Origin of the sequence: Sphingomonas sp. (assembly GCF_051962185.1) — a bacterium.
In the GTDB taxonomy this organism is placed as follows: domain Bacteria; phylum Pseudomonadota; class Alphaproteobacteria; order Sphingomonadales; family Sphingomonadaceae; genus Sphingomonas.
Map to the genome: position 1 here is coordinate 1 of NZ_JBQCCN010000286.1, position 12,164 is coordinate 12,164.

Here is a 12,164-nt window from a genome sequence, read left to right on the forward strand (position 1 = left end):
CGGTGTCGGTCTATGCCCCCGGCATGGCGCTGCTCAAATGGCCCAACGACTTGCTGATCGACGGCGCCAAGCTGTCGGGCATCCTGCTCGAACGCGCGGGCGACGCGGTGGTGATCGGGATCGGCGCCAATCTCGCGCACCATCCGACCGGCATCGATCGCGCGGCAACCAGCCTGGCGGCCTATAAAGTCGCCGTCGCGCCGGAGGATTTCGTCGAGACGCTGGCCGAGGCGTTCGCGCGCTGGGTCGAGCGCTGGCGAGGGCAGGGGATCGACGTCGTCCGCCGGCGCTGGGTCGATCATGCCCACGCGCTCGGAACCCCGCTGACCGTGCGCCTGCCCGACGGCACCGCGATCGACGGACTGTTCGACGGTCTCGATGCCGAGGGCGCGCTCATCCTGCGCTTGGCGGACGGCACGCGGCGTGTCATTCACGCCGGCGACGTGTTCCTGCTGTGACTCTTTCGATGGGAGCCTGAATCCATGCTGCTCGCGATCGATGCCGGCAACACCAATGTGGTCTTCGCGCTGCTCGACGGGCGCGAGGTCAAGGGCCGCTGGCGCATCGCCACCGATCCGCGCCGCACCGCCGACGAATATGCCGTGTGGCTGAGCCAGTTGCTGAGCCTCGAAGGCTATGACCGCAGCCAGGTCGACGGCGTGATCATCTCGACCGTGGTCCCGCGCGCGACGCACAATCTGCAATGGCTGGCGGAGAAATATTTCAAGACCGATGCGCTGATCGCCGGGCAGAAGCCGGCCGAATGGGGTATGGCGATCGATGTCCAGGAACCGCAGAGCCTGGGCGCCGACCGCGCGGTCAACGCCATTGCCGCGCACGAACTGCACGACGGCGACCTGATCGTCATCGATTTCGGCACGGCGAGCACGATCGACTGGATCGACTTTCGCGGCGCCTATAAGGGCGGGATCATCGCACCGGGCATCAATTTGTCGCTCGACGCCCTGGTCAGCGCCGCCGCCAAGCTGCCCCGCATCGCGATCGAGGCGCCGGCTGATCCGACCGTGATCGGCCGCGATACCGTCAGCCAGATGAACATCGGCATCTATTGGGGCTATATCGCGATGATCGAGGGACTGGTCGCGCGGATGAAGGCGGAGATCGGCCGCCCCGCCAAGGTGATCGCGACCGGCGGGTTGGCGGTGCTGTTCGAAAAGCACACCGACGTGTTCGACGCGATCGAGCCGGACCTGACGATCCAGGGACTGGCGATGATGTGGGAGCGGGCGCGACAATAACCGTCACCCCGGCGCAAGCTGGGTCTCGTGCGGATTGCCCGTCATCCCGCCGAACGTCGGGATTTCAGGCGAGGGCGCGATGCGGCTTGAGATCCCAGCTGTCGCTGGGATGATGAAATTGAATACGATTGGGACTTGAATGACACCAGGCAAGGAACTGCTTTTCGTAGCGCTCGGCGGGTCGGGCGAGATTGGGATGAACGTCAATCTCTACGGCTGTCAGGGCAAATGGCTGATGGTCGACATGGGGGTGACCTTCGCCGACCCGGCCTATCCCGGGGTCGAGGTGATCTTGCCCGACCTTCAGTTCATCGAGGAGCAGCGCGACAATCTGGTCGGCGTCGCGCTGACCCATGGGCATGAGGATCATATCGGCGCCTTGCCCTATCTCGCCGACGATCTCGGCGCGCCGCTCTATGCCAGCAAATTCACCGCCGGCCTGATCCGCGGCAAGCTGGAGGAGGAAGGTGTCCAGGATCGCGTCGCGCTCAACGTGGTCGGCCCGAACGAAATGGTCGAACTCGGCCCGTTCAAACTGCGCTTCGTACCGCTGGCGCACTCGATTCCCGAAGCCAGCGCGCTGCTGATCGAGACACCCTATGGCAAGGTCTTCCACACCGGCGACTGGAAGCTCGACGCGAGCAATGCGGTGCTCGGCACGCCGTCGACGCCCGAGCAGCTCAGCGCGGTGGGCGACGAGGGCATCCTCGCGCTGGTCTGCGATTCGACCAATGTCTTCAATCCCGGGCCGTCGGGATCCGAGGCGAGCGTGCGGGATGGGCTGATCGAGGCCGTCAGGAAAGCGAAGGGCAGGGTGGTCGTCACCACCTTCGCGTCCAACGCCGCGCGCCTGCAGACGCTGGGAGAGGTGGCCAAGGCGACCAAGCGCAAGATCTGCGTCACCGGTCGCTCGCTCGATCGCATCCTGACCGTGTCGCGCGCCAATGGCTATCTCAAGAGCTTCCCCGACCCGATCTCGCCGGAGGCTGCGACGGGGCTGCCGGGGCGTGACGTCCTGGTGGTCGCGACCGGCGGGCAGGGCGAGCCGCGCGCCGCGCTGGGCCGGATCGCCGACGGCACCCACCCGATCAAGCTCGAGGCCGGCGACACCGTCGTCTTCTCGTCCAAGCAGATCCCCGGCAACGAGCTGGCGATCGGCCGGATCCAGAACCAACTCGCCGCCGCCGGTGTCGAGATGGTCACCGAGCGGCAGGAGCATGTCCATGTCTCGGGCCACCCCGGCCGCCCCGAACTTGCATCGATGTACGGCTGGATCCGCCCGAACTTGCTCGTGCCGGTCCATGGCGAGATGCGGCACATGATGGAGCAGGCGCGGTTCGGTCTGTCCAAGGGCATTCCCCAGGCTCTGGTCCAGACCGATGGCGATATCGTTCGCCTGGCGCCCGGCAAACCCGAGAAACTGGGCCACGCTCCGGTCGGCCGGCTGATGCTCGATGGCGACGTCATCCTTCCCGCGGACGGCGCCACGATGAACGAGCGGCGGCGTGTCGCCAATTACGGACAGATGTCGGTCGCGGTGGCGATCGACGGCGATTACCGGCTGGTCGGCGTGCCGCGGATCTGCCTCCAGGGCATTCCCGTCGAGGAGGACCGCGAGACGTTCCTGGACGAGGCGATCGACGCCGCAGTCGAGGTGGTCAAGAAGCACCGCGGCGATCTCCAGGCGCTGCGTGAAAGCCTGCGCCTCGGCGTGCGTCGCGTGGCGACGCGCTGGACGGGCAAGAAGCCCGTGGTCGATGTTCTGTTGATAGAGGCCTGATGACATGCGTTGGACGTCGATGCTCGCGATCTATTTCTTGTGCTGGGCCTTTTCGGTGTTCCTGGTGCTGCCGTTCGGGGTGCGCACCACGCATGAGGTCGGCGGCGAGTATGTCCCGGGCCAGGCGGAAAGCGCGCCCCATGAGTTCAACGTCAAGCGCACCGCGCTGCGCGTGACGATCGTCGCGACGCTGATCTGGGGGCTGTTCGTTCTCAATTATATCTATGGCTGGGTGACGCCGGAGATGATCGACTTCGTCGACCCGACCAACGCGGCGGGGTAGGGCGGACTTCCTTCGAATCGCGACAGCAAAATTCCTCCCCGGAACGGGGAGGGGGACCAAGCCGCATAGCGGCTTGGTGGAGGGGGCCCATCCCGCACTTGGTCAAAAACGGTCGCTCGCAATTTCCTGTTGGATGGGCCCCCTCCACCACGCGCTGACGCGCGCGGTCCCCCTCCCCGTTCCGGGGAGGATTTAGAAGACCGCTTTCTTCTAGGTCCGCAGCCGCTCGATCGCCTGGGCCAGCGCGACATAGAGCTTGCCCATGTCGGATGAGAGCAAGGTTACGCCGATCGGCGCGCCGTCGCGCTGCGCCAGCACGCCGCGCAGCATCGCTTCGAAATCGTGGATGTAGCGATTGACCTGCTCGCGGACAGAATCGTCGCTGTCATAGGCTTCGAGCACCGCGCGCATCTCGCCGGCGTCGAGCAATTTGACCGCGCGTCGCGCGAAGGCGCCGCGATTGCCCTTGAGATAGGCCATCCACGACGAATCCGGAACTTCCGCCGCATAGATGCCGGTCAGGTCGATCGCCGCCGAATGGAGCGATTCGATCAGCAGCGACACGCGCCGCGCGAAGCCGTTGGATTCCTCCGTATCGGCGAGCCGCGCGTCGATCTGGCCCGATGCCTCCGCGATCGCCAGCATCTGCCGGTTGAGCTTGTCGGATGCTTCGGTCGCCGAAGCCGCCGCCGTCTCGGTCGCCCGCGCGATGGCGGCCAGTCCGCCCTCGACCGCGCGCGATGCGGCGGCCTCGAGCGCATCGGCGGCATCGGGCGCGATCCGCGCCATCGCCTCGCGGGCGTGCTCGGCCGCAGCGTTGGCGGTGTCGCGAATCCGCAGCAATGTTTCGAGCAATTGCGGCGCCGCTTCGCCGGCGAAGCGATGCGCCGCTCCGCTGGTATCGTCGATCGATCGGGTCAGCGCGTCGACCTGCTCCTGGCCGTTGGCCAACGTCTCGGCGACATGGTCGACCACCGCGCCGATCGCGGCGATCCGCTGCGCCAAAGCGGTGGCGCTGTCGGTCGCGGTGCGGTCGAGCGTGGCCTGATTGGTCGACAGCATCGCGAGCATCGCGTCGCCCTGGGCGGCGATGCCCTTGCGCGCTTCGTCGACCGCGCTGGCGGTGCGGTCGAGCAGGCCGTCGACCGCGTCGGACATCGCGCTGGTGACCTGTTCGAGACGCGCGCCGGCGGTTTCGCTGGTCGCTTCCATCCGGGTGTTTGGCGCGGCCGGGGGGGGGGGGGGGCCGGGGGGGTCCGGGCCCCCCGCGCGCCCCCCCGCCCCCGCCCCCACGACTTGCGCGTCGAGCGCCGCGGCTCGCTCGCTCGCGCTCAGCCCGATCGCCTCGACCTTGCCGGCCAGGGTGTTGGTTTCGTCATGGGCATGCGGCAGCATTGCCAGCAGGATCTGCAGATTGGCTTCGAGATTGGCCGCCGCCTTGTCGATCCGGCCGGCATCGGCCTCCGCCTTGGTGAAATGGCTGTCGAGCGCGGCCGACGCCTCGCCCAGGCGATCCGACGCGGCGCTGGCAGTCGCCATCATCACCGTGACCTGATCGGCGAGCTTTTCGCGATTGGCGTCGATCGTCTGCGCCATCACGTCGATCACGTCCTGCAAATGCTGGGCCTCCGTGCGCATCGATCGCGCGGTGTCGGCGAAACGGCTGGCCTCGACCTTGCTCGATCGCCGGACCACCATCCACAGGAGGGCGATCAGTGCGAGCGGCGCGGTCAGCCCGGTGGCAAGCTGCGCGAGTACCGCCGGGCCCGGCGCGACCTGTATCAGCGGCCAGGCGTACCAGCCGAAGAATCCGGTCCAGCCAAGCGCGGCCACCAGGGCAAGCGCGCCCAGGATGCGCCATTTCAGCGCCCCCGATCGCTCCTCGGGCTCCTCGAAAACCTCTTCTTCATAAGGTTCTGTCAGCGACAGCGGCTCATCGGCCGTGGCGTAGGCGACGTCGCTGACGTGCAAGTCGACGATCTTGGACCCCCCGTTCATGACGCTTTGTTTACCATAAAACCGGCCATTTCAAAGTCATTGCGCAACCTTGTGTTAAAGGCGTTCGGGCTAGCGTGCCGCCATGGCCTATGATCCCGGTGCAATCGATGCGACTTTGGCGGCGGCAGTCGGCGACGAGCCCGGACTGATCGCGGAATTGCGCACGGCCTTCGTCGATAGCGTGGAGAACACGATCGACGCACTCGAAAACGCCGAAAGCGACGAGGCGTGGCGGCTGGGCGCCGCGCGGCTCAAGGGACTCGCCGCGAGCTTCGGCGCGGTGCGGCTGATGAGCTTGGCGGCCGAGGCGGCCTGTACGCCGGGCGATGCCGAAGCCGTTCGCAAGCTGCGGCGCGCGGTCGCGCGGCTGTAAGCGCATTCCGACGCCGGCGATCGGCGCCGCGTCTCTTCCGGACAATCACTATCCTTGCGATAGCCAGGGACGCGGCCTAACAGCCCCGGATGCTTGCGGGGCTCCTGTTCGCCACGGCCGACGCGTCCGATCGCCACGACACGCTCGCGGCGACGCTGCCGGTCGGCGGCGTGACGTTGATCGAATTCCAGGCGCGGCTGCTCGTCGCGGCGGGAGCGTCGCAGATCGTCGTTGTCGTGTCGCGCCTGACGCCGGAGCTGCTCGGCGCGATCAATCGCCTCGGTCGGCGCGGGGTCGCGGTCGACGCGGTGCGCGGTCCTGCCGAGGCACTGGCGAAATTACATCCATTGGCCCGCGTGATCTGGCTGGCCGACGGATTGGTCACCACCAGCGTCATGGTCGAGGCGATGCGCGATCGCGATCGCGATACGTTGCTCGTCGCGCAAAGCGGCAACGAGCTCGAGCGGATCGGCCCCAATGCGGTCTGGGCCGGCATCGCGGCGATCGATCCGCAGCGGATCGCCGATGTCGCCAAGCTGCCCAAGGATTACGATTTCGCCTCGTCGCTGCTCCGCGTGACGGCGCAGCGCGGCGCCGAGCAATTGCCGCTGCCCGAAACCGCGGTGCGCGAGGGGCATGGCATCGAACGCGATTCGCGGACGCTGGCGGCGAAGGGCCGCGCGGCGTTGGTCGCGGCGCTCGGGACGCGGACCAATTGGGTCGATCGTTTCCTGGTCGCACCACTCGCCAAATTGGCGCTGCCGCCGTTGGTCGCACGCGGCGTGCCGGCGTTCGCGCTCGGCGGGCTGGGCGGCGCGTTCGGCCTCGGCGGGCTGACGGCGATTTCGCTGGGGTGGAGCGCATCGGGCATCGCCGCGGTCGTGGTGGCGCTGGCGCTGTTGGCGCTGGCCGACGTCCTCTCCTGGCTGAGCGACGAACGCATGCTTGCCAGGATCGTGCGCTGGGCCGTCCCCGGCGCCGCCGCGCTCGCGACCCTGCTGCTCGGCCAGCGTGTCGGATTCCTCGCCGCGAGCGCGACGCCGCCGTTGCTGGCGCTGACGACGGTGGTGGCCGGCGCGCTGGCGGAACGCGCGGCCGGCGCGGTCAGCCGACCCTGGTGGTGGGCCGTGCCCCCGGCCTATCCCCTGATCCTGCTGCCCGCGGCGCTGGTCGGCTATCCGGTCTGGGGCCTGGCCGTCGCCGCCGCTTATGCCGCGGTGACGCTGGGATTCGCCGTCGAGGCATTGCGCACCCGGACCGGCGCTTAGCCCTCGCATCACGGATCGTTCGATCGGGCCGGTTCTGGCTAACCTCGCTTTAACGACACAATCGTACATCGGGATCATGTCGATCGATCGAGGCGACAGGACCGATGGCGCCCGTGCGAGCGCCAACCAGCTGCTCGCGCGCGCGGCGGCGGCGACGCGGCGTGCCGATCGCCGATTGACCGATGCGATCGAGGACTTCTTTCTTGCCGACGACGCTCGCCTCGACGATCGCACGCGCGCGGCGCTTGCGGCGACCTTGGCCGCAATGGTCGCGACAGTGGAGCGCGATCTGCGGCGACGCGCCGCCGCCGGAATGCCGGCCGATGACCTCGCGCTCGTTCGGCGCGTCCAGAACGGACCCGAATTGCTCGACCGTCTGGTCGGCGCGGGGGTGTTGCGCGATCGCGAATTGATGCGTGAGTTGATCGCGCGAACCCGGCAGGATGTGCTGGTCGACTTGTTGCCCATCATCCCGCCCGACGAAATCGGGTCGGCGAGCCTGCTGGCGCGGTTGTCCGCCAGCGCCGACGCGCGGGTCGCCGATGCCGCGCTCGCGCTGATGACGGCGGAGAGCCGGCGGCGTGGAACGGGAAAGGCGGGCCTCGATAGCACTGAGCTGCCGGCGGAACTGCATCATCGCCTGGTTTGGTGGATCGCCGCGGCGTTGCGCGAGCAAGTCGAAACCCCCGGCGCCGATCGCCCGATCGGCGAGGCGGCGTTGCGTGCCCTGGCCGATCATGACGAAAGCGATCGGGTGGAAAGCGCGGCGGTTCGCCTGGCGGCCGCGATCGATCCGCAAACGGCTGAATTGCCCGCATTGCTGACGCACGCGCTCGGCGATCGCCGCGTCACCTTGTTCATCGCCTTGCTCGGGCACGCGCTGGGCATCGACTTCGCTTCACTGCGCGACATGCTGTTCGATAGTGGCGAGCAATTGTGGCTGGCGTTGCGCGCGGCCGGGCTCGACCGCGCTGCCATAGCGCGGATCGGGCTGAGCCTGTGCGACGCGGATCCGCGCCGCGACGTCGAAGGCTTTGCCGACCAGCTCGATGCGATCATGGCGGTCACGCCCGATGAGGCGCGCGTCGCGCTCGCCCCGTTCCGGCTGCATCCCGATTTCCGCGCGGCGATGGCCGAGCTGGAGAAGCGTCGATGAGCCCGGTCGATCCGCCGGTCCACGGGCTCGTCGATCGCGACGGGCGGCTGGTCGAGGCCGGGGCTCGGCTCGAGGAACTCAACGCCCGCGCCGGCGGTGCGCTTGGCGAGGCGTTCGCGGTACCGCAGGTCGCGGTACTCGCGCGCCTCGCGCAGCGGCTGGGTATCACCGTCTCGCGCCACGTGCTCGCCGCCGACGGACCGGACGAAGTGGAATTGTGGGTCCGTGCCGACCCGGTCGAAGAGGGTGTGCGATTGGAGCTGAGTGAGTGGAAATTGCGCGCGCCCTGGACGCCGCCGCTCGATCCCGACCGACGCGACCGCGACCTGTTGCTGCAGGGTGCCGACTGGTCGTGGGAAACCGACGCCACGCTGAACATGACGGAGATCGCTGTGTCGGCGGTGCGCTTCGGGATCGATCCCGCTGGCGCGCTCGGCAAGCCGTTGGCATCGTTGTTCGCGCTCGAAATGGACGCTGCGGGTGCGATGCCGATCCTGGGCGTGCTGACCGTTCACCAGCCGTTCGCGGGCCAGCCCGCGACGGTGCGCGCGACTGGGCAAGCGGTAACGCTGTCGGCGCATCCAAGGCTCAACAGCGAGGGGCTATTCGCCGGTTATGTCGGTGCGGTGAAGGTGGAGGAACGCGCCGCGTCGGCAGCTGGTGCCGCCGCCGCCGAACCTGCCGGCGATCCCCTCGACGCGTTCAGCGCCCGGCTCGACCGCGCGCTGCGCGCGCCGCTCGGCCGGATCATCGCCAACGCCGACAGCATCCACGCGCAAACCGAAGGCCCGATCCGGCGCGATTATGCCGATTATGCCTCCGACATTGCCAGTGCCGGCCGGCATCTGCTCGGGTTGGTCGACGATCTGGTCGACCTTCAGGCCGTCGAAAGGCCCGATTTCGAACCGGCGGCGGAGCCGATCGACCTTGCCGATATCGGGCGCCGCGCGGCGGGCCTGCTCAGCGTCCGCGCCGGCGAACGCGGCGTGAAGATCGACGCGCCGCAGGAACTCGACAGCGCGCCCGCGACCGGCGAATTCAAGCGCGCGCTGCAGATCCTCGTCAATCTGATCGGCAACGCGGTGCGCTATTCGCCCGACGGCGGCATGGTCTGGATCCGCACCCATCGCGACCGCGGTACCGCGGTGATCATCGTCGCCGATCAGGGCAAGGGCATCGCGCCCGAGGATCAGGCCCGCATCTTTGAAAAGTTCGAACGCGTCGACCCCAGCGAGCCCGGCGGCAGCGGCCTCGGCCTCTACATCGCCCGGCGCCTGGCGCGTGCGATGGGCGGCGACCTGACGGTCGATTCGGCACCAGGGCAGGGTGCGCGGTTCATGCTGAGCTTGCCCGGGCGGCTGGGCTAAGCTTCGGGGTCTTCGCCCGCTCGACCGGATATTGATTCACGCGAAGGCGCTAAGGCGCAAAGAGGTTTTGTTCGCGCAGAGGCGCAGAGATCGCAGGGAGACTGCGCGCCTAGCGCGCTTTCATTCGACCGCTGGAGATTGAAGGGCTGCTGACGCAGCTACGCGGGACACCTCAGCGCCTTCTGCGCCTCCGCGCGACTATCTCTAAATCTTAGCGCCTTTGCGTGAAATTCACCGTCGCCGAACGACGGGGCAATACGCATTTGGCGAACGTCAACGCCGACGCGCAGCCCAAACGAGGCCGACCCCGAACAAAGCGATCAATCCGCCCCACAAGCACCAGATGGTCTTGGCCAGCATGAAGCTGGACGCGGGCCAATGCACGACGTCCAGCCCCTGAAGGAAGAACAGCGTTCCGAACGCGATGGCGACGATGCCGACGATCCGGAGCGCGAGGCGCATCAGCGCTTGCCGATCTCGACGTAATCGCGCTGCGTCGGGCCCGTGTACAGCTGGCGCGGGCGGCCGATCTTCTGCGCGGGGTCGCTGATCATCTCGTTCCACTGTGCGACCCAGCCGACGGTGCGGGCCAGCGCGAACAGAGCGGTGAACATCGTCGTCGGGAAACCGATCGCCGACAGGATCACGCCCGAGTAGAAATCGACGTTGGGGAACAGCTTCTTCTCGACGAAATAATCGTCGTTGAGCGCCATATGCTCGAGTTGCAGCGCGACCTCGAACACCGGATCGCTGACCTTGAGCGCCTCGAACACTTCGCGCACGGTCTGCTGCATCACCGTCGCGCGCGGGTCGTAATTCTTGTAGACGCGGTGGCCGAAGCCCATCAGGCGGAACGGATCGTTCTTGTCCTTGGCGCGGGCGATGAACTCGGGAATGCGCTCGGGCGTGCCGATCTCGCGCAGCATGTTGAGCGCGGCTTCGTTGGCGCCACCGTGCGCGGGGCCCCACAGGCAGGCGATGCCCGCGGCGATGCAAGCGAACGGATTGGCGCCCGACGACCCGGCGAGGCGGACGGTCGAGGTCGACGCGTTCTGCTCGTGATCGGCGTGCAGGATGAAGATGCGGTCGAGCGCGCGGTCGACCACCGGGGTCACGACATAGGGCTCGGCCGGCACGCCGAACGTCATGCGCAGGAAATTGCCGGTGTAGCTCAGCGAATTGTCCGGATAGAGGAACGGCTGGCCCAGGCTGTATTTGTACGCCATCGCCGCGATCGTCGGCATCTTGGCGATCAGGCGATGCGAGGCGATCATCCGCTGGCGCGGGTCGTTGATGTCGGTCGAATCGTGATAGAAAGCCGACAGCGCGCCGACCACGCCGCACATCACCGCCATCGGATGCGCGTCGCGACGGAAGCCGCGATAGAAGGTCGCAAGCTGCTCGTGCAGCATCGTGTGGCGGCTGATCGTGTGGGTGAACTCGTCGAGCTCGCCCTTCGACGGCAGCTCGCCGTTCAACAGCAGATAGCTGACTTCCATGAAGCTCGACTGTTCGGCGAGCTGGCCGATCGGATAGCCGCGGTGGAGCAGCACGCCCTCATCGCCGTCGATATAGGTCAGCGCGGATTCGCAGCTCGCGGTCGAGGTGAAGCCGGGATCGTACGTGAACATCCCCGATTCGTTGTAGAATTTGCGGATGTCGACGACCTGGGGGCCGACCGAACCGGACATCACCGGATAATCGTGATCCCCGATCTTCATGGTGTTCGCGTCGGCCATATAACTTCCCTTCGAAATCAGCGCGCCATCCGGTCGGACAGGCGGCCCAGGCTTTCCTCGCGGCCCAGCACGGCGAGCACGTCGAAAATGCCGGGGGAGGTGCGCTTGCCGGTCAGCGCCGCGCGGAGCGGCTGCGCGACCTGGCCGAGCTTGACCCCGGCGTCCTCGGCGACCTGCCGAACCGCGTTTTCGAGCGCCTCCGTATCCCAGTCCGCGACGGCGTCAAGCGCCGTGTGCAGACGGGTGAGCAGCGCAGGGGCGTCACCTGCCAATAACAATGCTGCATCTGCGTCCATCGGCAACGGCCGGGCGTGGAAAAGGAACATGCTGCTCTCGGCCAGTTCGGCCAGATTCGCGGCGCGTGGCTTGAGGAACGGCATGGTGCGCCGCAACAGTTCCTGCTGCGGCGGGGTCAGTTCGAGCGGGATTCGCGGTACCACCAGAGCGGTCAGGCGCGCGTCGTCGGCTTCCCGGATATAATGGCCGTTCAGGTTCTCGAGTTTCTTCAAATCGAACCGGCTTGGTGATTTTCCCACGCCGTCGAGATCGAACCACTCGACCGCCTGCTCACGGCTGATGATCTCGTCATCGCCATGGCCCCAACCGAGCCGCAGCAGGTAATTGGCCACAGCTTCGGGCAGCATGCCGAGCTCGTCACGATAGACGTCGACCGCGACCGCGTTCTTGCGCTTCGACATCTTGGTGCCGTCGGCGTTGAAGATCAGCGGGATGTGCGCATAGGTGGGCTCGGCCCAGCCCATCGCGCGATAGATCGGCAGCTGACGAAACGCATTGTTGAGATGATCGTCTCCGCGGATGACATGCGTCACGCCCATGTCGTGATCGTCGACCACCACCGCGAGCATATAGGTCGGCGTGCCGTCCGAGCGCAGCAGCACGAGATCGTCGATCTCGCTGTTCTGGACGGTGACTTCGCCCTG

Annotated in this window: 12 protein-coding genes; 8 read left to right on the plus strand and 4 right to left on the minus strand. The window is 67.2% G+C overall.

Annotated elements, in window-relative coordinates; translation table 11 throughout:
- The 4 genes from ACTHJR_RS17825 to ACTHJR_RS17840 all read left to right on the plus strand — a co-directional run.
- Positions 1-458, plus strand: a 458-nt coding sequence (locus ACTHJR_RS17825; RefSeq protein WP_440524685.1) for a biotin--[acetyl-CoA-carboxylase] ligase, incomplete at its 5' end; no start/stop codon positions are given.
- Positions 459-482: 24 nt separating this feature from the next.
- Positions 483-1,259: a type III pantothenate kinase gene (locus ACTHJR_RS17830; RefSeq protein ID WP_440524686.1), complete on the plus strand. Its 777-nt coding sequence runs from the start codon at positions 483-485 to the stop codon at positions 1,257-1,259.
- A gap of 139 nt (positions 1,260-1,398) precedes the next feature.
- Positions 1,399-3,039, plus strand: a complete 1,641-nt coding sequence (locus tag ACTHJR_RS17835; protein WP_440524688.1) for a ribonuclease J — start codon at positions 1,399-1,401, stop codon at positions 3,037-3,039.
- Between the two features lie 4 nt (positions 3,040-3,043).
- Entirely contained in the window at positions 3,044-3,322 is a 279-nt protein-coding gene (locus ACTHJR_RS17840; RefSeq protein WP_440524690.1) for a DUF1467 family protein, read from the plus strand.
- A gap of 210 nt (positions 3,323-3,532) precedes the next feature.
- Here the strand turns inward: ACTHJR_RS17840 and ACTHJR_RS17845 are convergent, their stop codons facing one another.
- A complete protein-coding gene (locus ACTHJR_RS17845; protein WP_440524692.1) occupies positions 3,533-5,320 on the minus strand; it encodes a hypothetical protein in 1,788 nt (595 codons plus the stop codon).
- 82 nt (positions 5,321-5,402) lie between these two features.
- On the opposite strand from ACTHJR_RS17845, the gene ACTHJR_RS17850 reads away from it, so the two are divergent.
- The 4 genes from ACTHJR_RS17850 to ACTHJR_RS17865 all read left to right on the plus strand — a co-directional run bounded on the left by ACTHJR_RS17850 (position 5,403) and on the right by ACTHJR_RS17865 (position 9,484).
- The gene (locus ACTHJR_RS17850) at positions 5,403-5,693 is read left to right on the plus strand and encodes an Hpt domain-containing protein (protein WP_440524693.1); all 291 of its coding nucleotides are present in this window, start codon (positions 5,403-5,405) and stop codon (positions 5,691-5,693) included.
- Between the two features lie 89 nt (positions 5,694-5,782).
- The gene (locus tag ACTHJR_RS17855) at positions 5,783-6,961 is read left to right on the plus strand and encodes a hypothetical protein (protein WP_440524695.1); all 1,179 of its coding nucleotides are present in this window, start codon (positions 5,783-5,785) and stop codon (positions 6,959-6,961) included.
- A 76-nt stretch (positions 6,962-7,037) separates the two neighbouring features.
- Positions 7,038-8,117 (plus strand): DUF2336 domain-containing protein, encoded by a 1,080-nt coding sequence (locus ACTHJR_RS17860; protein ID WP_440524697.1) that lies wholly within the window; start codon positions 7,038-7,040, stop codon positions 8,115-8,117.
- Entirely contained in the window at positions 8,114-9,484 is a 1,371-nt protein-coding gene (locus tag ACTHJR_RS17865) for a sensor histidine kinase (RefSeq protein WP_440524699.1), read from the plus strand. Before ACTHJR_RS17860 ends, ACTHJR_RS17865 begins: the two co-directional genes overlap by 4 nt.
- Before the next feature lie 273 nt (positions 9,485-9,757).
- Here the strand turns inward: ACTHJR_RS17865 and ACTHJR_RS17870 are convergent, their stop codons facing one another.
- From ACTHJR_RS17870 to ACTHJR_RS17880, 3 genes are all read right to left on the minus strand, one after another.
- A complete protein-coding gene (locus ACTHJR_RS17870) occupies positions 9,758-9,946 on the minus strand; it encodes a hypothetical protein (RefSeq protein ID WP_440524701.1) in 189 nt (62 codons plus the stop codon).
- Positions 9,946-11,223, minus strand: a complete 1,278-nt coding sequence (locus tag ACTHJR_RS17875; RefSeq protein ID WP_440524703.1) for a citrate synthase — start codon at positions 11,221-11,223, stop codon at positions 9,946-9,948. The genes ACTHJR_RS17870 and ACTHJR_RS17875 overlap by 1 nt, the downstream gene beginning before the upstream one ends.
- A 17-nt stretch (positions 11,224-11,240) precedes the next feature.
- A partial coding sequence (locus ACTHJR_RS17880; RefSeq protein WP_440524705.1) for a glutamate--tRNA ligase occupies positions 11,241-12,164 on the minus strand: 924 nt, incomplete at its 5' end.